We start from the raw sequence: 20,683 nt of genomic DNA, 5'->3' as shown, positions 1-20,683 counted from the left end.
CCGGTCGGTTCCAAACAGTCAGAACAGGAAATAACGCTGCGCCATCGGCAACACCGTCGCCGGCTCGCAGGTCAACAATTCACCGTCCGCACGCACTTCGTAGGTCTCTGGATCGACCTCGATATCAGGCGTCAGGCTGTTGTGGATCATCGACGCCTTGGAGATGCCGCCGCGGGTGTTCTTCACCGCAACGAGATTCTTAGCGACGCCAAGACGCCCTTTCAGGCCAGCATCGAGCGACGCTTGTGAGACGAACGTGACGGACGAATTGGTTCGCAGCTTGCCGTAGGCGGCAAACATCGGACGGTAATGCATCGGCTGCGGCGTCGGGATCGAAGCGTTCGGATCGCCCATCGGAGCCGCAGCAATCGAACCGCCGAGCAATACCATCTCCGGCTTGACGCCGAAGAAGGCAGGATTCCACAGGACCAGATCGGCACGCTTGCCGACTTCAACCGAACCGATCTCGTGACTGAGACCCTGGGCGATCGCCGGGTTGATCGTGTACTTCGCTATGTAGCGGCGAACCCGGAAGTTGTCGTTCTCCCCGGTCTCCTCCTTGAGGCGACCGCGCTGACGCTTCATTTTGTCGGCCGTCTGCCAGGTGCGGATCGCGACCTCGCCGACGCGGCCCATGGCCTGGCTGTCGGACGAGATGATCGAGAAGGCACCGATATCGTGGAGGATATCTTCAGCGGCGATGGTCTCCTTGCGGATGCGGCTTTCAGCAAACGCGATATCTTCGGGGATCGACGGCGACAGGTGATGGCAGACCATCAGCATGTCGAGATGCTCGGCAACAGTGTTGACTGTATAGGGCCGCGTCGGGTTGGTCGACGAAGGAATGACGTTCGACTGACCACAAATCTTGATAATGTCGGGCGCATGTCCGCCGCCGGCGCCCTCGGTGTGGAAGGCATGGATCGTACGACCTTTGAGGGCGCCGATCGTATCCTCGACGAAGCCGCTTTCGTTCAGCGTATCCGTGTGGATCATCACCTGGATGTCGTATTCGTCTGCGACCGAAAGGCAGCAGTCGATCGCCGCAGGCGTCGTGCCCCAATCCTCATGCAGCTTCAGCGAAGACGCGCCGGCAAGCACCATCTCCTCAAGCGCGGCGGGCAGCGAGGCATTACCCTTGCCTGCGAGCGCGAGATTCATCGGGAAGCCGTCGAAGCTCTCGATCATCCGCTCGATATGCCAGGCGCCGGTGCAGGTGGTGGCGAGCGTGCCATGCGCCGGGCCGGAGCCGCCGCCCAGCATGCACGTAATGCCGCTCATCAGCGCTTCTTCGATCTGCTGCGGGCAAATGTAATGGATATGGGCATCCATTCCACCGGCAGTGATGATCTTACCCTCGCCCGCAATTGCCTCGGTCGATGGACCGACAATGATGTTGACACCCGGCTGAGTATCCGGATTGCCGGCCTTGCCAATCGCCGCGATCCGGCCGTTCTTGAGCCCGATATCGGCCTTCACGATGCCAGTGTGATCGATGATCACCGCATTGGTGATGACAGTATCGACTGCACCCTGTGCGCGCGTCGCCTGGCTCTGACCCATGCCGTCGCGGATAACCTTGCCGCCGCCAAATTTCACCTCTTCGCCATATGTGGTGAAATCCTTCTCGATCTCGATGAAGAGCTCGGTATCGGCAAGGCGCACCTTGTCGCCGGTGGTGGGGCCGAACATGCCGGCATAGGCGGCGCGGGAAATCTTGTAAGGCATATCTCAGGCTCCTTGGGAGGAAGAAATGGGTGCGCTCGCCGGAAACCGCGTGACGCGACCGGCGACGACATAACTATCAACAAGCTGTCTCTCGGCAGCGAAGGGATGCCATTCCCATCCCACGTGGCCGAAACCCGCGAGATCAATGGCCGCTTCGGGAAACCTTTTCATCACCTCGGCGATCACGATCATGCCGCTGCTCGGCACAACGTAGGGCGCAGGGTGAAAGGCCGCGAGCGATGTGTCGACGGCTTCATGAATCATTCTGTCAACGACCACATGCTCTTTGCCAACATCCGCACAGAACGCATTGAATTGACTCGTGTAGTCGTCGCAGAAATCATCTAGCTCAGGGTGCGATACAGCCAACGGCGCCCGCATTTCCGCGAACTTCCGCGGATCGCGCACGCTCCAGATCGCCGCAGCCTTTCGCACGGCGGGATGCTCCCGCCACGCCTCGGAAGCGAGCATAGCCTTGCCCGGTCGCCCGGTATTGCAGACGGCGACGACGTCGGTGCGCCCCGGGCTCGCTTCGTAGGAGCGGCATTCGTTGAAGCGGATAACGAAGGCGGCATCTGCTACCGCAGCGGCCGCCTGCGCGCCGATCTCTCCGTTGCCGACGACCATGATCCTGCCAACCATGTCAGTTGCCCATCGTCTCAGCGAGTTCCTTGAGCTGCTTGGTGCGCGCGTCCGTCAACTCGGCGATGCAACCCGCGACGAGCATCGGCTCCATCGTGCCGCCACGCGCCTGAAAGCCTGCCGCCTCACACTCCGCATCACGGAAACTCACCCATGCGCGCTGCGCCTTCACCAGTGCCTCTTCGGCACCGCGCATATCCGCATCGAGATCCTTGTCGAGTGCTGCGAGAGCCGCGCGCGTGATCTTGTACTGTGCGTTCAGCGCCTTGTCGGCGGTCTGCTGGCGCGCCAGTTCACAAGCTGTCATGTCGGCCTGCGTGACGGGGTTTTTGCAATCAATATCCCCAGCGTTGGCGCCAAAGGCAAAGACCATCGCAGCTCCAGCGGCCAGAAGGTATAAGCTCGCACGCATCATCTGCTCCCGGCTCACTCTAGAGCTTGCCCATGACCAGCTGGCGGAAACCGTAGACTTCGCGCTTGCCGGCGAGAGGGATGAGCGTCACCGAACGCGTCTGACCGGGCTCGAAACGCACGGCCGTGCCTGCCGGGATATCGAGCCGCATGCCGTGTGCCTTTTCGCGATCGAAAGTGAGACCGGTATTCGTTTCCGCGAAATGATAGTGGCTGCCGACCTGCACCGGGCGATCGCCGGTGTTCGAGACCTCAAGCGTCACTGTCGGCGCGCCGACGTTCAGCTCGATGTCGCCGCTTGCGGCAATGATTTCTCCTGGGATCATGATCTTCTCCTCACGCAGCCTTGATGGGCGCGCAGCCCTCGGCTTTCAGAACGCGCTTTGTCGACGCCGGGTACTTGTCAAGCTTGGCAGCGGGGCGCACCGGGCGGCGCACAAGTTCGCCGCCGCAATTCGGGCAGATGCCGCCGAGAACATCGGCAACACAATCGGCGCAGAACGTGCATTCGAAGGTGCAGATCATTGCCTCGGCACTGTCGGGCGGAAGATCCTTGTCGCAGCATTCGCAATTGGGGCGCAGCTCCAGCATGGGAACCTCAGCGGATCGGTTCGTGGACAGTGACGAGCTTCGTTCCATCAGGAAATGTCGCTTCGACCTGCACGTCGTGGATCATCTCTGCGATACCTTCCATGACCTGGTGACGACCGATGACATGGGCACCGGCTTCCATCAGTTCCGCGACCGGACGCCCATCACGCGCGCCTTCGACGACGAAGTCGGTGATCAACGCGATCGCTTCGGGATGGTTGAGCTTGACGCCCCGCTCCAGCCGCCGCCGCGCGACCATCGCCGCCATCGAAATCAACAGCTTGTCTTTTTCTCTCGGTGTGAGGTTCATCGTGCATCCATCTGCTTCAACTAGAGATTCCAGACTTTCGGCACCGGCGCTCCATCGCGCAAGGCCGAAATGATCGGGATGAGACTTTTTCTGAGCGCAAAGCCATCGGAGGCCGAAAGACGCACCACGAGCTTGCCGGCCCAGCTACTGGCGCCGCCCATATGGCCCTCGAGTAACGGGCGCACCGCAGCGAGGTAGGCTTCGGCGCGCGGTCCGACGTAGAGCAACGTCGCAAACGCGACCTTGCCTGACAGCACGGCATCGGCGCCGGCCAGCGAAGCGACATTGCCCTTCAACTGCAAATCCTCGGCGTGGCAAAGCCTCCCGCCCTTGCGAATACGCCAGCGGTCGCGAAAGAGACCCGTATCCACCGCCTCCCCCATCGCCTTGCGGCCAAGCAGGATGGCCTCGACGGCCAGGAATTCGGCATCGTCGTCGAGATCAACGTCGAGCCTGCGAAACAGCGATGAACGATCGAACAGGATGGTTTCCTGCGGCAACCAGTCCACCCGCGCCTTCGCGCCGACAGTAATGCTGGTATTGACCTCGGCCGTTCCTGCCGATGCCTTGTAGATCTTCTCGCAGGCCTGCGTGGTAACATCGATGCGGGTGCCCGGGCCCGCCGCAACGCTCCAGTTCATCCGGTCGCCGCCGGTGAGCCCGCCAGCGGTATTGATGATGACGGCCTCCATGGAGGAATCGAACGTATCCGGAAGCCGGATCTTGGCCGCTCCTTCCTGGTAGAGCTCCTGCAGGCGCGTACGCCCGTCAAGCATCTTCGCAGCCAGATGTCCGCGCCCCTCGGCTCTCTGCGGTCTCGTGGCTGCCGCCGCGTTCGTCATTCCGTCCCTTCCCAACACACCGCCGGTTGGCCCCGGCCGTTTTCATTGAAATCACTAACTTGCAGAAAGCAAGCAATTCCCGTGCCGTGCCGTGGCAGTCTCAGCGATCGGACCGGCGGCAACGGGACCCCTCAGAAGCTGCCGAGAAAAACAGCATCTGCCCAACAGATAGCCACGGGATCAGACAGTCAGATGACGGCGCGCCTCCGCCGTATCGAGCGTCTCCGCTAGTCCCTCGTGCACGATCTCGCCGCGATCCATGATGTAGACGTAGTCGGCGAGTTCGCGGCAGAAATCGAGGTACTGCTCGACCAGCAGGATCGCCATCCCGGTACTGTCGCGCAGATAGCGGATTGCCCGGCCGATATCCTTGATGATCGATGGCTGGATGCCTTCGGTCGGCTCGTCGAGCACGAGGATCTTCGGCCGCGTCACCATCGCCCGGCCGATCGCCAGTTGTTGCTGCTGCCCGCCCGACAGGTCGCCACCTCGCCGCCCAAGCATGGACTGCAGCACCGGAAACAGACTGAAGATGTCATCCGGAATTGAGCGATCCCGGCGTCCAAGCGGTGCAAAACCGGTCTCGAGATTTTCCTTGACCGTCAGCAACGGGAAGATTTCGCGTCCCTGCGGCACATATCCAATACCTTGTTTGGCGCGGGCGAACGGTGGCAATCCGTTAAGTTTCGCCTCGTTGAAGGTCACCGTTCCTGATGACAATGGATGCTGGCCAGTAACGGCGCGGAGAAGAGAACTCTTGCCCACGCCGTTACGCCCCAGCACGCAAGTGATCTTGCCCATCTCTGCCTTGATGGAGATGCCGCGGAGCGCATGTGCTGCGCCGTAGTGAAGGTTTGCATTGTCGACTGTCAGCATCTCAGCGCCCCAGATAGTTTTCGATCACCTTGGGATCGGAGCTCACGAAATCGATCGATCCCTCGGCCAGCACCGAACCTTCGGCAAGGCACGTCACCTTGACGCCCAGGTCGCGGATGAAGCCCATGTCATGCTCAACGACGACGACCGAGCGAGTCTTGGCGATCTCCTTGAGCAGGATCGCCGTCTCCGCGGTTTCGGCATCGGTCATCCCGGCGACCGGTTCATCGACCAGCAAGAGCTTTGGTTCCTGCGCCAGAAGCATGCCGATCTCCAGCCATTGCTTCTGCCCATGTGAGAGGTTGGCGGCGAGTTCGTCCCGCCGATGCGTGAGCCGAACCGTTTCAAGGATCTCGTCGATACGCGCCTTGTCCTCGGCAGAGAGCCGGTAAAACAGCGTCGAGAAGACATCGCGCTTGCGGTTCAATGCCAGTTCGAGATTGTCCCATACCGTGTGGCTTTCGAAAACCGTCGGCTTCTGGAACTTGCGGCCGATCCCCAACTGCGCGATGTCGGCCTCATCAAGTTTGGTGAGATCGGTCTGCCCGTTGAAGAACACCTCACCCTCATCCGGTCGGGTCTTGCCGGTGATGATGTCCATCATCGTCGTTTTGCCCGCGCCGTTGGGGCCGATGATGGCACGAAGTTCGCCGGGTTCGATGACGATCGAGAGCGAGTTCAGCGCCTTGAAGCCATCGAAGGAAACCGAGACGTTGTTGAGATAGAGAACGCTGTTTGGTTTGACGTCAGGGATCATGATCGCTCACTCCGCTGGCTGGATTTTTGCATCGACGCCCTCTTCGTGAAGCGCGGGCGGCGTAGCTTCCGTCTTAGGCTTGCGGCGGGAAATATACCGGTCGATCGTACCGACGATGCCTCTTGGCAGGAACAGCGTGACGAGCACGAACAGACCGCCAAGCGCGAACAGCCAGAACTCGGGGAAGAGACCGGTAAAGATCGTCTTGCCGCCGTTGACGAGAATGGCGCCGATGATTGGCCCGATCAGTGTCGAGCGGCCGCCGACTGCCGTCCAGATGACCACTTCGATCGAGTTGGCCGGCGCAAACTCGCCTGGGTTGATAATGCCGACCTGCGGGACGTAAAGCGCACCGGCGATGCCCGCCATCATCGCCGAAACGACGAAGGTGAAGAGCTTGAAATGTTCCACCCGGTAGCCGAGGAAGCGCGTGCGGCTTTCCGCATCGCGCACGCCGACCAGCACCTTGCCGAATTTCGAGCGCACGATGGCCGAGGCAATCATGAGAGACAGGGCAAGGAAGATCGCAGTCGCGGCAAACAGCGCGGCGCGCGTGCCATCAGCCTGCACGCTGAAGCCAAGGATTTCCTTGAAGTCGGTCATGCCGTTGTTGCCGCCGAAGCCCATGTCGTTGCGGAAGAAGGCGAGCAGCAGCGCGTAGGTCATCGCCTGTGTGATGATCGACAGGTAGACGCCGTTGACGCGCGAGCGGAAGGCGAACCAGCCGAAGACGAAGGCAAGCAGCCCCGGCACCAGCAGAACCATCAGCGCCGCGAACCAGAACTTGTCGAAGCCGTACCAGAACCACGGCAGTTCCTTCCAGTTCAGGAACACCATGAAATCGGGAAGGATCGGGTCGCCGTAGACGCCGCGCGAGCCGATCTGGCGCATCAGATACATGCCCATCGCATAGCCGCCGAGCGCGAAGAAAGCGCCGTGACCGAGCGAGAGGATACCGCAGAAGCCCCAGACGAGATCGAGCGCCAGCGCCAGCAGCGCGTAGGTCAGATACTTGCCGAACAGCGCCATGATGTAGGTCGGGATATGCAGCGGATTGGTCGGCGCGGTCATGAGGTTGAGCACCGGCACCAGCACTGCGACTGCAAGCAGAATGACGATTGCAGCGATGATCTTGCGGTCGAGAGACCGGAGCAGGAAGGCCGTAATCATGCTTCCACCGCCCTTCCTTTGAGTGCGAAGAGCCCACGTGGACGCTTCTGGATGAAGAGAATGATGAGAACGAGCACCAGGATCTTGCCGAGCACGGCGCCGGCGAAAGGCTCGAGGAACTTGTTGAGGACACCGAGCGACAGCGCCCCGACGAGCGTGCCCCAGAGATTGCCGACCCCACCGAAGACCACGACCATGAAGCTGTCGATGATGTAGCTCTGGCCGAGGTTCGGCGACACGTTGTCGATCTGGCTGAGTGCGACTCCTGCTATACCGGCAATGCCGGAGCCGAGCGCGAAGGTAAACGCATCGACCCAGCCGGTGCGGATGCCCATCGACGAGGCCATGCGGCGGTTCTGCGTGACCGCACGCATCTGCAAACCGAAGGCTGAGCGCTTCAGGAGTGCGAGCAGCGCGAAGAACACCACCATCGAGAAGACGATGATCCAGAGGCGGTTCCATGTGATCGAGAGACCGCCCAGCTCGAACGCGCCGGACATCCAGCTCGGATTGCGCACCTCGCGGTTCGTCGGGCCGAAGATCGTGCGAACCGCCTGCTGCAGGATCAGCGACACGCCCCAGGTGGCGAGCAGCGTTTCGAGTGGCCGGCCGTAAAGGTAGCGGATGACCACACGCTCGATGACAAGACCGACAAAACCGGTAAAGAGGAAGGCAGCCGGCACGGAGAAGGCCAGCGAGTAGTTGCCGAGTTCCGGGAATGCGGAGCTGATGTACTCCTGTACGACGTAGGTCGTGTAAGCGCCAATCATCACCATTTCGCCATGCGCCATGTTGATGACGCCCATGACGCCGAACGTGATGGCAAGGCCGATCGCCGCGAGCAGCAGCACCGAGCCGAGCGACAGCCCGTACCAGACATTCTGCCCGACATCCCAAAGCGCGAGGCTGCGGTTGATCGCGTTGATATGGGCCTGGATAGCGCCCTTCAGCTCCTCGGGCGCAGTCGCCATCGCGGAATTCAGGATGGTCAGCGCATCGCGTCCCCCGCGCGCCGCAACCGTATCGATCGCCGCCTTCTTCTCTTCGGCGCTGACATCGCTCTTCAGCACCATGACGGCGCGCGCCGCTTCCATCGCATTCTTGACCTCGGCGTCCTTTTCTTCAGCCAGCGCCGAGGTGAGGAGATCGAGATTTGCCGGATCAGCGTCCTTGAGCAGGCCCTGAGCTGCGGAAAGCCGCGCGCCGCGATCCGGGCTCAGGAGCGTCAGCTGGCTCGTGACGGTGGCAATCACCGTACGCAGCGAATTGTTGATCTTGACCTTGGACATGTAGTCGGGATCGACGTCGGAGACGACCTCGCCGGAGATCGGGTCGGCATAGGTCGGCTCGTCCTCGGTGCCGCCCTGCACCAGCACAGGACCGCCGGTCTCGGAGTTCACGTAAAGCTGGCCGTCGCTCAGCAACTGCAGGATCTCGCCGACACGCGGGTCCTTGGAGGCGACCAGTGCCTTGATCGCGGCTTCGCGCTCAGGGAAGTCGCCGACGCCAAGCGCATCGATAAGGGGGTGAATATCTTCCTGCGCCTTGAGCGCGGTCGCAAAGGCCGGCATTGCCAGGCATAGGGTCAAAAGCAAAATCTTGATGGCGCGATACATCGGCTTTCTTGCCTCGGTCATCGTTGGCCTTCCGGCGCAATCGGGAAAAATAAGCCCTTAAATCGGCATCGATCCCTGGCGGAACCGGCGCCGTCCGAAGCATCAAGGCTGCGCTCCGGAGATGGACCTTCCGCCCGGACAGGAGAGACCGGGCGGAAGTCTTCAGGCGTCAGAGTGACGGGGTGATCAGCACTCAGGAGCCCTTGCCGCCGCACTTGCCCGTGGCAACGTTGAAGTTGCCGCAGTTCATAGGCTTGCGCCAATCGGAGATCAGGTCCTTGGAGTCAGGCAGGAAATCGGACCATTCGTCGCCGACAACCGCCGGGGTCTGCTGGACGATTTCGAACTGGCCGTTCGCCTGGATTTCACCGATCAGAACCGGCTTGGTGATGTGGTGGTTCGGCATGACGGTGGCATAGCCGCCCGACAGGTTCGGAACCGTGGTGCCGATGATCGTGTCGAGAACCTTATCCGTGTCGGTCGTGCCGGCGGCCTGAACAGCCTTAACCCAGGCGTTGAAGCCGATATAGGCAGCTTCCATCGGGTCGTTGGTCACGCGCTTGTCGTTCTTGGTGAACTCGTGCCACTGCTTGATGAACTTCTTGTTGGCAGGGCTTTCGACCGACTCGAAGTAGTTCCAGGCTGCAAGGTGGCCGACGAGCGGCTTGGTGTCGAGACCGGCAAGCTCTTCTTCCCCGACCGAGAAGGCAACAACCGGGATGTCGGTTGCCTTGACGCCCTGGTTGCCGAGTTCCTTGTAGAATGGAACGTTGGCGTCACCGTTGATGGTCGAGACGACCGCCGTCTTCTTGCCGGCCGCGCCGAATTCCTTGATCTTCTTCACTTCCGTCTGCCAGTCGGAGAAGCCGAACGGCGTGTAGTTGATGATGATGTCTTCCTTCGGAATGCCCTTCGAGACGAGATAAGCTTCCAGGATCTTGTTCGTCGTACGCGGATAGACGTAGTCGGTGCCTTCGAGAACGAAGCGCTTAACGCCTTCCTTCTCCATCAGGTAGTCGACAGCCGGGATGGCCTGCTGGTTCGGAGCGGCACCCGTGTAGAAGATGTTGCGCGAGGACTCTTCGCCTTCATACTGAACCGGGTAGAAGAGGATCGAGTTGAGCTCTTCGAAGACCGGCAGAACCGACTTGCGCGACGAGGACGTCCAGCAACCGAAGACGGCCGCGACCTTGTCCTTTTCGATCAGCTCGCGTGCCTTTTCGGCAAACAGCGGCCAGTCGGAAGCCGGGTCGACGACGACGGCTTCGAGCTTCTTGCCGAGAAGGCCGCCCTTCTTGTTCTGCTCGTCGATGAGCATCAGCATGGCGTCTTTCAGCGTCGTTTCGGAGATCGCCATCGTGCCGGACAGCGAGTGCAGAACGCCGACCTTGATGGTGTCGTCAGCCGCAACGGCTCCGTGGAATGCGGCCGTAGCCGACATGACGGCGCCGAGTGCGGCGCCCGTGATATAGGACTTGAGATTCATCTGGTTGATCCCCTCTTCTTGTTAGACAACAGGCCGAAAACGGAAGTTAACTGTTGCTTAAGGGACTATCCGGTGCTGCACTGCGAAAGCGTATACGTGATATGACGTAGGTGACGGGGCGAAATGTGCAGTTTTGTGCTGCGCCGCACTCTTAAGCCTCGCGTGGTTCCATGTTACGAACGCATGACAAGGGGAACAAAGGGGCTGGCACCAAGGCATGGCAGCGCGGCAACGCATCATTCCGGTCAGGCGCGAGTATAACCGCTGGGTCGCCAACCAGACGCTGGAGGACTATGCGCTGCGGTTCACCGCCAAGAGCGCGCGGCAGTTCTCTTCGCAGCGCATCTCGCAGACGGCGATCGGCGCCATATCCTTCCTGGCGCTTGAAGCGATCGGCGGCGCCATCACCCTCTCTTACGGCACCACCAACGCCTTCTGGGCCATCATCGTCGCCTCGATCGCCATGCTCGCCATCGGCCTGCCGATCAGCCGCTATGCGATCCGCCACGGGGTCGACATCGACCTGCTGACCCGTGGCGCCAGCTTCGGCTATATCGGCTCGACGATTACCTCGTTGATCTACGCCAGCTTCACTTTCATGCTGTTTGCGATCGAAGCATCGATCATGTCCGGCGCTCTGGAGCTGACACTCGGCATCCCGTTGTGGATCGGCTACATCATCAGCGCCGTCATGGTCATCCCGCTGGTCACGCACGGCGTTCGGCTCATCAGTCGGTTCCAGTTGCTGACCCAGCCTTTCTGGATCGTCCTCAACGTGCTGCCTTTCATTTTCATCGCCGTGATGGACTGGGAGAAATTCGATCTCTGGCGTGCCTTTTCCGGTATCCGCCACGCCTCGGGCCCGCCGGGCACCATCGCTCCGTTCGATCTCGTCGAGTTCGGCGCAGCCTCGGCCGTGATCCTCGCTCTGATGTCACAGATCGGCGAACAGGCCGACTTTCTACGGTTCCTGCCACCGGAAAAGCAGCAGAACTGGCGCCACCGGCTCGCCGTTTTCCTGGCCGGCCCCGGCTGGGTAATCATCGGGGCGCCGAAGCTGCTGGCCGGTTCATTCCTCGTCGTCCTCACCTTTGCCTCAGGCGTGCCGGTCGATCGCGCCGCCGATCCGGCCCAGATGTACCTGACGGCTTTCGGCTACATGATCCCCTGGCATAATGCCGCCCTTCTGCTGATGGCTGCCTTCGTGGTCGTCTCGCAGCTAAAGATCAACGTGATGAATGCCTACGCCGGCTCGCTCGCCTGGTCGAATTTCTTCTCCCGCCTCACCCACAGCCATCCTGGCCGCGTCATCTGGCTTGTGTTCAACGTGGCGATCGCCCTGCTCCTGATGGAGCTCGGCATCTACAAGCTGCTTGAAGAAACGCTCGGCATCTTTTCGATCATCGCCATGGCGTGGCTCTGCACGATCTCGGCCGACCTTTTCATCAACAAGCCCCTCGGCCTTGCCCCTCCCGGCATCGAATTCAAGCGCGCCCATCTCTACGACATCAATCCGGTCGGCCTCGGAGCCATGACGCTGTCAGCCGGCATTGCGCTGATCGCTCATTTCGGCGTCTTCGGCTCCGTCGCCGCATCGCTTGCGCCCTACATCACGTTGATCGTGGCGCTGATCGCCTCGCCACTGATCGCATGGGGCACGAAGGGCAAATTCTACCTCGCGCGCAAACCGCGCCACAGCTGGAAGAACCTCACAAACATCACCTGCTCCGTCTGCGAGCACCCCTTCGAGCCTGAAGATATGGCCTGGTGCCCGGCCTATGCGGCACCGATCTGCTCACTCTGCTGTTCGCTCGACAGTCGCTGCCACGACATGTGTAAGCCGAAGGCCCGCTTCAACGCGCAGGTCGGCACGGTCGCCAAGGCAGTGCTGCCGGAGACCGTTGTTCAGAAACTCACTACGCGCCTCGGACGCTACGGCATCGCCGTTGTGCTTGCCCTGACAGCAGTCGGTGCCATCCTCGCAATGATCGCCCATCAGGTTTCCTCGGCGTCGCCTCAGACCGCCGATGTCGTCAACGGAACGATCCTCGTGGTCTTTTTCGTTTTCGCGGTGATTGCGGGAGTCGTTTGCTGGTTCTACGTTCTGGCGCACGACAGCCGCGTCGTGGCGGAGGAGGAATCCTCGCGCCAGAATACGCTGCTGTTGAAGGAGATCGCCGCCCACAAGAAAACCGACGCTGCGCTCCAGACTGCCAAGGAGACGGCCGAGGCCGCCAACCGCGCCAAGAGCCGCTATGTGGTCGGCCTCAGCCACGAATTGCGCACACCACTGAATGCGGTGCTCGGCTACGCGCAGATTCTGGAGCGCGACGAGACCATCCCCGCCCCGCGCCAATCCTCGATCAAAGTCATCAGACGCAGCGCCGAGCATCTGTCCGGCCTCATCGACGGCCTCCTCGATATCTCGAAGATCGAGGCCGGGCGCCTGCAGGTCTATTCCAATGAGATCAACATCCAGGACTTCCTCGACCAGGTCGTCGACATGTTCCGTCCGCAGGCACAGGCGAAGGGACTGACTTTCCTTCACCACCGCTCGCCCGCCCTGCCCCAGTTCGTCCGCACCGATGAAAAGCGACTTCGCCAGATCCTCGTGAACCTGCTTTCCAACGCCATCAAATTCACTGACGAAGGCAGTGTCACCTTCGACGTCGGCTATCGCAGCCAGGTCGCGACGTTTACCGTCGCCGATACCGGTCGTGGCATAGCCGAGAAGGACTTGAGCCGCATCTACGAGCCGTTCCAGCGTGGCGAGGCCGACAGTATCCGGCCGATGCCGGGCCTTGGCCTCGGCCTCACGATCACGCAGCTTTTGACCAACACGCTGGGTGGCGAAATTTCGGTGAGCAGCGAGAAAGACCGCGGCACGATGTTCCGCGTACGCCTCATGCTTTCGGCCGTGCTCCGCGAAATGACGGTGCCGCCGCTGGAAAAGAAAATTGTGAGCTATGACGGTCCCCGGCGCACGATCGTTGTCGTGGACGACAATGAAGATCACCGCGACATGATGCGCGAGGTTCTTGCGCCTCTCGACTTCGTTGTCCTGACAGCAGCGAGTGGCGCCGACTGCCTGACCTTGATCGAAGGCATCCAGCCCGATCTGTTCCTTGTCGACATCTCGATGCCGGGCATGAACGGCTGGCAACTCGTTTCACGCCTGCGCGCAAACGGCCAGACCGCCCCGATCGTCATGCTGTCCGCCAATATCGGCGACGCCGCCGCACACCGCGACAGCGATGACAGCCACAATGATGCCATCGGCAAGCCTGTCGACATCAAGCAGCTGCGTGACAAGCTTGCGCTGCATCTGGGCTTGAAGTGGATCTATGCCGAAGCGCTACAGCCTGCCACCATCAAGCATGACCGGCCGCTGGTCAGCCCGGGATCGGCGCACGTCCAGGAATTGTTGCGGCTAGCAGAGATCGGCTACATCAGAGGTATCGAAGCCAAGCTCAACGACCTTGCCAAGGTGGAAGCAAATCAGCCATTTACAGAGGAACTTCGTTCCTATGCGGCCGCCTTCGATCTGAACGGCCTCATGAACTTCCTGCACCGTTTTGACGAGAAGGTAGAAACCCTTGGCTGAGCTCCCGCGCGACATCGTTCTGCTGGTGGATGACTCGCCGGAGGCTTTGGGGTTCCTGACCGATGCTCTCGAGCAGTCGGGCTTCTCGGTCCTGATCGCCACATCAGGCTCGGCCGCCCTGAATATTGTGGAGCGCATTACGCCCGATCTCATCCTGCTGGATGCCGTCATGCCCTCCATGGACGGCTTTGAGACTTGCAGAAGACTCAAATCCAACCCGGCAATCAGCCAGATACCGGTCATCTTCATGACCGGGCTCACGGAAACCGAGCATGTCGTTCGTGCGCTCGAATCCGGAGGTGTGGACTACCTGACGAAGCCGATCAACATCGACGAGCTGCGAGCGCGGATCGGTGTCCACCTGCGAAACGCACGCTCGACGCAGAGCGCGCGCGTTGCGCTCGACGCCGCCGGCAGGCATTTGCTTGCGGTCAAGGGCGACGGCGACATTCACTGGTCGACGCCACAGGCAACACGTCTCGTCAACGCCGCGATGGATCGCGACGATGCCATGGATACGGTGGTCGGCAAGATTGCCGAATGGATGAAAGCCCGCCCCGCCTCAGCCCGCGATGGCGCAATTTCGCTTTCGCATGCCGGCAAGGATGTGCTTCAGCTTGCCTTTCTGGGCGCGATCGGTGCCGACGAATACCTGTTTCGCCTGACCGCAAACAATGCGCGCGCCGATGACGAGGTCCTTCGCCGGCATTTCTCGCTCACTCAGAGGGAATCCGAAGTGTTGCTATGGATTGCGAAGGGCAAGGCCAACCGTGACATCGGCGAGATTCTCGGCCTGTCGGCGCGCACGGTGAACAAGCATCTCGAACAGATCTACGTGAAGCTCGGTGTCGAGAACCGCGCCTCCGCCGCAGTCAAGGCTGCTCATGTGCTGCACGAGACCTGAACTGGCCTGATGCGGTCGTGAGCCGACGGCTCAAACAACGCGATCCGGCGGCGGTCTGCCGTCAAAGAAGGCGGTCACGTTGTCCACCACCTTCATTCCCATGGCCGTACGGGTTTCCTCTGTCGCGCTGCCGAGATGCGGTAGCAGCACGACATTCTCCATTGCTCTTAGCGCATCTGGTACGTGTGGCTCGGCCCCATACACATCAAGCCCGGCACCGCGAATAACACCGTCCTTCAGGGCTGCTATCAAGGCCAGCTCATCGACGACATCGCCGCGTGCCGTATTGATCAGGAACGCACCCGGCCTCATTGTCGCAAGCCGCTCTGCATTCATCAGGTGCCGGTTCTCAGCCCCGCCGGGGCAATGCAAGGACACAAAGTCGGACGACGCCAATACGTCTTCGACAGCAGGCAATTGCCGGGCCCCATAACGCGCCGCCTCCGCCGGATCGACGGGCGAACGGTTGTAGAAAACAACATCCATGCCGAAGCCGAAGTGACAACGCTGCGCGAACGCCTTGCCGATGCGGCCGAAGCCGATGATGCCGACCGTCTTGCCGGTGACCTTCGTCCCGATCATATGTGTCGGGCACCAGCCTTGCCACTCGCCCGCGCGCACTTGGCGCTCTCCCTCGCCGCCGCGGCGGGCGACGGTGAGCAGCAGCAGCATGGCGATATCGGCAGTGCAATCGGTCAGCACTCCGGGGGTGTTCGTCACCACAATCCCCCGCGCCTTCGCCGCGTCGATGTCGATGTGATTGTAGCCGACGCCGAAATTGCCAAGCATGCGGACGCGTGGCATCACGCCGTCGAAGACGGCCGCCGGCAATCGGTCGGAGACAGTCGGCAGAACCGCATCATACTCGCCCAGCGCCGCGCTCAGCGCTTCCCCGGTCATGGAGAGGTCATCCGTATTCAGCGTTGTATCGAAACGGTCTGAGAGGATGCTCTCAACGGCTGACGGCCAGCGGCGCGTGACGAGAATGCGTGGCTTGGACATGGTAATCTGATCCGGATTGCTGTGGTTGGCTTTCTAGCCAGTAGCGCAAAAAGGCCTGCTGGCCAAACGGAAGAAGCCCGGTCTTGCGACCGGGCTTCCAAAATCTGCACAAGCGGGTAGACCCTTACTTGGCGTCCTGCGGGAAGTAGCTGTACTTGCCGTCCGGACCCTTCTTCCACTCGTACATGATGTAGCCGGGAAGCTTCGGGTCGCCCTTTTCGTCGAACGACATGTCGCCGAGAACGGTCGGGAACGGGCCCTTTGCCTTCATTGCAGCAGCAACAGCTTCTGCGTCGTTTGAACCAGCAGCCTTTGCGCCACCAGCGATCGACTGCAGAGCAGCGTAGGAGTACAGCGTGTAAGCTTCCGGGTTGAAGCCGGCAGCCTTGAACTTCGCAACGAGGTCCTTGTTGGCCGGGTTCAGCGTCGGATCGGGCCCGAAGGTGTTCAGCGTACCGGCGACTGCGTCGCCAGCGATCGATGCCAGTTCGTTCGAAACGATACCGTCACCCGAAACGAGCGTAGCCTTGAGGCCCTGGTCGGCAGCCTGGCGGATGATCAGACCAGCTTCGGTGTGGAGACCACCCCAGTAGATGATCGTGACGCCAGCTTCCTTCATCTTGGCGATGAGGGCCGAGAAGTCCTTGTCGCCAACGTTGATGCCTTCGTAGAGGGCTTCGGTCGTGCCGGCAGCGTTCAGAGCCTTCTTGGTTTCGTCAGCCAGGCCCTGGCCGTAAGGCGTCTTGTCGTGAACGACAGCGATCTTGGCGTCCTTGAAGTGGTCGGCGAGATACTTGCCGGCGATTGCGCCCTGCTGGTCGTCACGGCCGCAAGTACGGAACGTGTTCCAGAGGCCGCGCTCGGTGAACTTCGGGTTCGTAGCAGCCGGGGTGATTTCGAGCATGCCGTTTTCAGCGTAAACTTCGGAAGCCGGGATCGATACGCCCGAGTTGAAGTGGCCGATAACGAACTTGACGCCGTCAGCAGCGAACTTGTTCGCAACCGAGATGCCCTGCTTCGGGTCGGAGACGTCGTCGCCGAGGACGATCTTGATCTGCTCGCCGTTGATGCCGCCAGCAGCGTTGATGTCAGCGGCAGCCTGCTCTGCGCCCTTCTGGAGCTGAGCCCCGAACGCAGCGTTCGGGCCGGTCAGCGGACCAGCAACGCCAACGATGATGTCGGCCCATGCGTTGCCGCTGAAGGCGACCATCGCCGTCAGAGCTACAGCCGACAGGAGAGACTTTTTCATTCTATTACTCCCAATTTTTTAGCGGGTTCTGTTCCACCACCCAGCGCATTACCCACTTTACTGCGCCAGGAAACTTGTTCCACTCCGAGGGGCAATCTGTCCCTAGATTCAACCGGCTGTCAATGTTTTGCCTTCCAGGAGAAGGGGGACGTCTTTTCGTAGAGCCAGTAGTAGTTGTTGACCATCTGGTTGGTCCGGCGATAGCGATAGCCGGCCGTCGAGAAGATCAGAAGAAGGACCAGGTCGATCACGTAGTAAAAGAGGCTGAGGACCGGTCCGTCAAACAGTGCGTGATGCAGGAACTGCATCGCACCAGCGAGCAGAACAGTATAAGCAATCACCAGCGGATAGTTGCTCCAGCTTTCGGCAGCGGCCCTGCCAGCCCGCCACGCTGTCCAAAATCCAATCAGCACAACGAAAAGCCGAATGGCGCTGCGAACGCCGGTATCGCCCTCAAAGAAAAGTCCCTGCATATCAAAGTCTCCCCTTCGTCATGCTCAATGCCGTCCGCCTTCGAGATAGGCGGCACGCACTTCCGGATTCGCCAGCAGTTCGGCGCCGGAACCGCTCATCGTCACCTTGCCGTTCACCATGACGTAGGCACGGTCGGACAGGCGTAGCGCCGCGAAAGCGTTCTGCTCCACGAGGAAGACGGTAAGCCCCTCTTCCTTGTTCAACTTCTTGATCGCCTCGAAGATGCCCTTGACGATCAGCGGCGCAAGGCCGAGCGATGGTTCGTCGAGAAGCAACAGCTTTGGACGCGCCATCAGCGCACGGCCGATGGAAAGCATCTGCTGTTCGCCGCCCGAGAGCGTGCCGCCGCGCTGGGTCTGGCGCTCCTTCAGACGCGGGAACATCGCAAAGACCTTCTCGACGTCCTCGTTGAAATATTTGAGGTTGTCGAGACCCGCACCCATCTGGAGATTTTCCATGACGGTCATGCGCGGGAAGATACGACGTCCTTCCGGCGACTGTGCAATGCGAAGCCGGGCGATCTCATGCGTTGGCATGCGCGTGATGTCGCGACCCTCGAAGATCACCGCGCCGTTGCGAGCCTGCGGGCTACCGCAGATCGTCATCATCAGGGTCGACTTGCCGGCGCCGTTGGCACCGATCAGGCTGACGATCTCGCCGCGATGGACTTCGACGTCGATCCCGGCCAGGGCCCGGATGTTGCCGTAGTAGGTTTCGACACCCTGGACTTTCAGAAGTGGCTGACCAGTCATTAGTGCGAGCCTCCTTCGAGGTTCTCTACGGCTGCGATCACTTCTTCCACTTCCTCGTCTTCAACGCCGAGATAGGCTGCGATAACCCTCGGATCATTCTTCACTTCATCAGGTGTGCCGTCCGAAATCTTCTGGCCGTATTCGAGCACCACGACATGGTCGGAAATTTCCATGACGACAGACATGTCATGCTCGATCAGCAAGATCGACGTGCCGCTTTCGGCGCGGATGCTTCGCAGCAGCGCGTTGAGAGCCGCCGACTCGCGGGGATTGAGGCCCGCTGCCGGTTCGTCGAGGCAGAGAAGTTCCGGCTCCGTGCACATGGCGCGTGCGATCTCCAAGCGGCGCTGGGCACCGTAGGGAAGATCGCCGGCCGGGTCGTCGGCGCGATCGATGAGATCTGCCTTCTCCAGCCAGTGGCGGGCCAGTTCGATGGCGTTCTTTGCTTCGGACCGATAGGGCCCGATGCCGAGAAGTCCCATCACCGTATAGCCCGACGCCTTCATCAGCTTGTTGTGCTGGGCGACCAGGAGGTTTTCGAGAACCGTCAGGCCGGAAAACAAGCGGATGTTCTGGAACGTACGGGCGACCTTGGCTTCCTTGGTGATCCGGAAATCCGGAAGGCGCTCGAGCAGGAACTCCTTGCCGTTCTTCTGCTGGAGCGTGATCATTCCCATCGTCGGCTTATAGAAGCCGGTGATGCAGTTGAAGACTGTCGTCTTGCCGGCGCCGTTCGGGCCGATCAGAGCGGTGATGTCGCCGCGCTTCGCCTCGAAGGAGAAGTCGTTGATCGCCATCAGGCCGCCGAACTTCATCGACAGGTGCTCGACCTTGAGCAGAGTATCGCTGGACATGTTTGTTTCCTGAGGGCTCATCAACCGTGGCCCTCTTTGGTGAAGCTTCCGGAAACAGCCTTGCGCTCCTTGAGGAAGGCCGTCGGTTCACGCGACCCGACGAAACCGCGTGGCTTGATCAGCATGACGACAACCATCGCCAGACCGAAAAGCAGCATGCGATAGAGTTCCGGCGTAAAGTCAGGCCCGAAGATCAGCTTCAGGAACTCCATTTCGCGCAGCATTTCCGTACCGCCGACCATGACGATGGCGGCAATCGCGATACCGGTCAGTGACCCCATGCCGCCGAGAACGACGATTGCGAGGATGACGGCGGATTCCAGGAAGACGAACGATTCCGGAGAGACAAAGCCCTGACGAGCCGCGAAGAAGGATCCTGCAAACCCACCGAACATTGCGCCGGTTGCGAAGGCCGTCAGCTTGGTCGTGACCGTATTGATGCCGAGCGAGCGGCATGCGATCTCGTCTTCACGCAAGGCTTCCCATGCGCGACCGATCGGCATCCGGCGCAGGCGGATTGTCACATAGGCGGTCAGCAGGCAAAGCGCGAGGATCAGGTAGAAAAGGAAGATCTTGTAGTAAGCCGAGGAGATCGGCAGGTGGAAGAGCTTCGCAAAGCCGCCAGCGCTCGCATCGAAAGGAATACCGAACAAAGTGGCCTTCGGAATACCCGAGATACCGAACGTACCCTTGGTAAGATCCGTCCAGTTGATAATCACCAGGCGGATGATCTCACCGAACGCCAGCGTAACGATGGCAAGGTAGTCACCGCGCAGGCGCAGGACCGGAAAGCCGAGGATGACACCCCACAACGCGGCCAGAATACCGGAGAGAGGCAGCAGCACCCAGAAGGACAGGCCGAAATAGCTTGACAGAAGCGCGTAGGAATAAGCGCCGACAGCATAGAAGGCGACATAACCCAGGTCCAGCAGACCGGCCAGTCCGACGACAATGTTCAGACCCCACGCCAGCATCACGTAGATCAGGATCTGGATCCCGAAATTGTCGACCCACTTCAGCGAACCCTGGGCACCGAAGAGCGCGACGATGACCATCGGGTAGAGGAGCAATGCGAGCAGCGCAATCTTCAGAAAGTGCTGATGGAAGAAGCCCTTTTCCGCCGAGATATCCAGCTGACCGCTGCGCGCCTTCCTGAGCTTGCGCGCATCGAGATGCGGCCTCAGGAAAACCACCGACAGGAAGCGACCAACGACCGCAATGGCAACGAAAATGGAGAGCAGTCCCCACCGCTGGACGATGATGAGCTCGTTGCTGATGTTCTGGTCGGTCTTCAGGCCGACATACAGGACAAACATGCCGAACGCGATGAGACCTGCGAACAGAGCTTCTTTAATACCCGTCTGAACAAGTCCGGCCTTTACGGACTTGTCAGCGGAACGTGCAACATTTTCCAT

At 60.6% G+C, this 20,683-nt stretch carries 20 protein-coding genes; 2 read left to right on the top strand and 18 right to left on the bottom strand.

The genetic code is table 11. The annotated features are described in order from the left end of the window. Positions 1–18 precede the first annotated feature (18 nt). The 12 genes from ureC to urtA form a co-directional block, all read right to left on the bottom strand. A complete protein-coding gene (ureC, locus tag JNB88_RS29630; RefSeq protein WP_220358579.1) occupies positions 19–1,728 on the bottom strand; it encodes an urease subunit alpha in 1,710 nt (569 codons plus the stop codon). Between the two features lie 3 nt (positions 1,729–1,731). Next, positions 1,732–2,355, bottom strand: coding sequence for a Urease operon accessory protein (locus JNB88_RS29625; protein ID WP_220358610.1), 624 nt, complete (start codon positions 2,353–2,355; stop codon positions 1,732–1,734). Between the two features lie 16 nt (positions 2,356–2,371). Further along, positions 2,372–2,782: a lysozyme inhibitor LprI family protein gene (locus tag JNB88_RS29620; RefSeq protein ID WP_220358578.1), complete on the bottom strand. Its 411-nt coding sequence runs from the start codon at positions 2,780–2,782 to the stop codon at positions 2,372–2,374. Between the two features lie 19 nt (positions 2,783–2,801). Further along, the gene (locus tag JNB88_RS29615) at positions 2,802–3,107 is read right to left on the bottom strand and encodes an urease subunit beta (RefSeq protein ID WP_220358577.1); all 306 of its coding nucleotides are present in this window, start codon (positions 3,105–3,107) and stop codon (positions 2,802–2,804) included. A 10-nt stretch (positions 3,108–3,117) separates the two neighbouring features. Continuing rightward, a complete protein-coding gene (locus JNB88_RS29610; protein ID WP_220358576.1) occupies positions 3,118–3,372 on the bottom strand; it encodes a DUF1272 domain-containing protein in 255 nt (84 codons plus the stop codon). Positions 3,373–3,379: 7 nt separating this feature from the next. After that, entirely contained in the window at positions 3,380–3,682 is a 303-nt protein-coding gene (locus JNB88_RS29605; protein WP_007533656.1) for an urease subunit gamma, read from the bottom strand. A gap of 20 nt (positions 3,683–3,702) precedes the next feature. Further along, positions 3,703–4,524, bottom strand: a complete 822-nt coding sequence (locus JNB88_RS29600) for an urease accessory protein UreD (protein WP_220358575.1) — start codon at positions 4,522–4,524, stop codon at positions 3,703–3,705. A gap of 180 nt (positions 4,525–4,704) precedes the next feature. Continuing rightward, the gene (gene urtE, locus JNB88_RS29595; protein ID WP_220358574.1) at positions 4,705–5,400 is read right to left on the bottom strand and encodes an urea ABC transporter ATP-binding subunit UrtE; all 696 of its coding nucleotides are present in this window, start codon (positions 5,398–5,400) and stop codon (positions 4,705–4,707) included. A gap of 1 nt (position 5,401) precedes the next feature. Continuing rightward, entirely contained in the window at positions 5,402–6,157 is a 756-nt protein-coding gene (gene urtD, locus JNB88_RS29590; protein ID WP_220358573.1) for an urea ABC transporter ATP-binding protein UrtD, read from the bottom strand. Between the two features lie 6 nt (positions 6,158–6,163). Then, entirely contained in the window at positions 6,164–7,327 is a 1,164-nt protein-coding gene (urtC, locus tag JNB88_RS29585) for an urea ABC transporter permease subunit UrtC (protein ID WP_220358572.1), read from the bottom strand. Continuing rightward, a complete protein-coding gene (urtB, locus tag JNB88_RS29580) occupies positions 7,324–8,943 on the bottom strand; it encodes an urea ABC transporter permease subunit UrtB (protein ID WP_220358609.1) in 1,620 nt (539 codons plus the stop codon). Before urtB ends, urtC begins: the two co-directional genes overlap by 4 nt. A 193-nt stretch (positions 8,944–9,136) precedes the next feature. Next, a complete protein-coding gene (gene urtA / locus JNB88_RS29575; protein ID WP_037137138.1) occupies positions 9,137–10,429 on the bottom strand; it encodes an urea ABC transporter substrate-binding protein in 1,293 nt (430 codons plus the stop codon). 217 nt (positions 10,430–10,646) lie between these two features. On the opposite strand from urtA, the gene JNB88_RS29570 reads away from it, so the two are divergent. Further along, positions 10,647–14,033 carry a hybrid sensor histidine kinase/response regulator gene (locus JNB88_RS29570; RefSeq protein ID WP_220358571.1) on the top strand — a complete coding sequence of 1,129 codons (3,387 nt, stop codon included), beginning with the start codon at positions 10,647–10,649 and terminating at the stop codon, positions 14,031–14,033. After that, on the top strand, positions 14,026–14,937 hold the full coding sequence (locus JNB88_RS29565) for a response regulator transcription factor (protein WP_220358570.1): 912 nt from the start codon (positions 14,026–14,028) through the stop codon (positions 14,935–14,937). The genes JNB88_RS29570 and JNB88_RS29565 overlap by 8 nt, the downstream gene beginning before the upstream one ends. 30 nt (positions 14,938–14,967) lie before the next feature. Here the strand turns inward: JNB88_RS29565 and JNB88_RS29560 are convergent, their stop codons facing one another. The 6 genes from JNB88_RS29560 to livM form a co-directional block, all read right to left on the bottom strand. Next, positions 14,968–15,939, bottom strand: a complete 972-nt coding sequence (locus JNB88_RS29560; protein WP_220358569.1) for a 2-hydroxyacid dehydrogenase — start codon at positions 15,937–15,939, stop codon at positions 14,968–14,970. 124 nt (positions 15,940–16,063) lie between these two features. Next, a complete protein-coding gene (locus JNB88_RS29555; protein ID WP_037137133.1) occupies positions 16,064–17,188 on the bottom strand; it encodes a branched-chain amino acid ABC transporter substrate-binding protein in 1,125 nt (374 codons plus the stop codon). Between the two features lie 119 nt (positions 17,189–17,307). Continuing rightward, positions 17,308–17,661: a DUF6867 family protein gene (locus JNB88_RS29550; RefSeq protein ID WP_037137132.1), complete on the bottom strand. Its 354-nt coding sequence runs from the start codon at positions 17,659–17,661 to the stop codon at positions 17,308–17,310. A gap of 24 nt (positions 17,662–17,685) precedes the next feature. Then, the gene (locus tag JNB88_RS29545; RefSeq protein WP_037137131.1) at positions 17,686–18,414 is read right to left on the bottom strand and encodes an ABC transporter ATP-binding protein; all 729 of its coding nucleotides are present in this window, start codon (positions 18,412–18,414) and stop codon (positions 17,686–17,688) included. Further along, positions 18,414–19,289, bottom strand: coding sequence for an ABC transporter ATP-binding protein (locus tag JNB88_RS29540; protein ID WP_220358568.1), 876 nt, complete (start codon positions 19,287–19,289; stop codon positions 18,414–18,416). Before JNB88_RS29540 ends, JNB88_RS29545 begins: the two co-directional genes overlap by 1 nt. Next, complete coding sequence (livM, locus tag JNB88_RS29535) at positions 19,289–20,683, bottom strand: high-affinity branched-chain amino acid ABC transporter permease LivM (RefSeq protein ID WP_220358567.1); 1,395 nt, start codon at positions 20,681–20,683, stop codon at positions 19,289–19,291. Before livM ends, JNB88_RS29540 begins: the two co-directional genes overlap by 1 nt.

This window comes from Rhizobium cauense, assembly GCF_019511525.1.
Classification (GTDB): domain Bacteria; phylum Pseudomonadota; class Alphaproteobacteria; order Rhizobiales; family Rhizobiaceae; genus Rhizobium; species Rhizobium cauense.
The sequence above is the reverse complement of the archived record's forward strand: the minus strand, read 5'-3'. Positions and strand labels throughout refer to the sequence as shown.

Excerpts from the sequence above, each read along its gene's own strand:
- JNB88_RS29550 (WP_037137132.1), bottom strand. The coding sequence starts at position 17,661 with ATGCAGGGACTTTTCTTTGAGGGCGATACCGGCGTTCGCAGCGCCATT.
- urtC (WP_220358572.1), bottom strand. The coding sequence starts at position 7,327 with ATGATTACGGCCTTCCTGCTCCGGTCTCTCGACCGCAAGATCATCGCT.
- ureC (WP_220358579.1), bottom strand. The coding sequence starts at position 1,728 with ATGCCTTACAAGATTTCCCGCGCCGCCTATGCCGGCATGTTCGGCCCC.
- JNB88_RS29570 (WP_220358571.1), top strand. The coding sequence starts at position 10,647 with ATGGCAGCGCGGCAACGCATCATTCCGGTCAGGCGCGAGTATAACCGC.
- JNB88_RS29620 (WP_220358578.1), bottom strand. The coding sequence starts at position 2,782 with ATGCGTGCGAGCTTATACCTTCTGGCCGCTGGAGCTGCGATGGTCTTT.
- JNB88_RS29605 (WP_007533656.1), bottom strand. The coding sequence starts at position 3,682 with ATGAACCTCACACCGAGAGAAAAAGACAAGCTGTTGATTTCGATGGCG.
- JNB88_RS29540 (WP_220358568.1), bottom strand. The coding sequence starts at position 19,289 with ATGAGCCCTCAGGAAACAAACATGTCCAGCGATACTCTGCTCAAGGTC.
- urtD (WP_220358573.1), bottom strand. The coding sequence starts at position 6,157 with ATGATCCCTGACGTCAAACCAAACAGCGTTCTCTATCTCAACAACGTC.
- JNB88_RS29545 (WP_037137131.1), bottom strand. The coding sequence starts at position 18,414 with ATGACTGGTCAGCCACTTCTGAAAGTCCAGGGTGTCGAAACCTACTAC.
- urtE (WP_220358574.1), bottom strand. The coding sequence starts at position 5,400 with ATGCTGACAGTCGACAATGCAAACCTTCACTACGGCGCAGCACATGCG.
- JNB88_RS29610 (WP_220358576.1), bottom strand. The coding sequence starts at position 3,372 with ATGCTGGAGCTGCGCCCCAATTGCGAATGCTGCGACAAGGATCTTCCG.
- livM (WP_220358567.1), bottom strand. The coding sequence starts at position 20,683 with ATGGAAAATGTTGCACGTTCCGCTGACAAGTCCGTAAAGGCCGGACTT.
- JNB88_RS29615 (WP_220358577.1), bottom strand. The coding sequence starts at position 3,107 with ATGATCCCAGGAGAAATCATTGCCGCAAGCGGCGACATCGAGCTGAAC.
- urtA (WP_037137138.1), bottom strand. The coding sequence starts at position 10,429 with ATGAATCTCAAGTCCTATATCACGGGCGCCGCACTCGGCGCCGTCATG.
- urtB (WP_220358609.1), bottom strand. The coding sequence starts at position 8,943 with ATGTATCGCGCCATCAAGATTTTGCTTTTGACCCTATGCCTGGCAATG.
- JNB88_RS29560 (WP_220358569.1), bottom strand. The coding sequence starts at position 15,939 with ATGTCCAAGCCACGCATTCTCGTCACGCGCCGCTGGCCGTCAGCCGTT.
- JNB88_RS29600 (WP_220358575.1), bottom strand. The coding sequence starts at position 4,524 with ATGACGAACGCGGCGGCAGCCACGAGACCGCAGAGAGCCGAGGGGCGC.
- JNB88_RS29555 (WP_037137133.1), bottom strand. The coding sequence starts at position 17,188 with ATGAAAAAGTCTCTCCTGTCGGCTGTAGCTCTGACGGCGATGGTCGCC.
- JNB88_RS29625 (WP_220358610.1), bottom strand. The coding sequence starts at position 2,355 with ATGGTCGTCGGCAACGGAGAGATCGGCGCGCAGGCGGCCGCTGCGGTA.